The following is a 291-nucleotide window of genomic DNA, read 5'->3' as shown; positions in this document are numbered from 1 at the left end:
GGGTGGCACGGCCATCATCGAGGTTGCTCTTCGATTTGGCACCTTACCGTCCATTCTGACAAGTTCCGTTGGCGCAACGTTCAGCCCTGCCTATGCGCGCTTGTCAAAAGATAACAATATTTTGGGTCTCAACAAAGCACGCAAACAAGCTGGATTATTGGCTGGAATTCCATCCTTTGTTTATGTCCTTTTCTGCACGTTGGGAGGAGGCGTTTTAATTGGGTGGGCCTTTCCAGCTTCCTATAGCGTGGCGGTTTTGCCAATTTCCCTCATCGCATTTGGCTCGTTTCT

At 49.5% G+C, this 291-nt stretch carries 1 protein-coding gene; it reads left to right on the top strand.

What is annotated here, in order from left to right:
* On the top strand, positions 1-291 hold a 291-nt coding region (locus tag AB9F29_RS22265; RefSeq protein WP_369757296.1), incomplete at both ends, for a hypothetical protein.

It is taken from the genome of Falsihalocynthiibacter sp. S25ZX9 (assembly GCF_041205405.1).
GTDB lineage: Bacteria > Pseudomonadota > Alphaproteobacteria > Rhodobacterales > Rhodobacteraceae > Falsihalocynthiibacter > Falsihalocynthiibacter arcticus.
The sequence above is the reverse complement of the archived record's forward strand: the minus strand, read 5'-3'. Positions and strand labels throughout refer to the sequence as shown.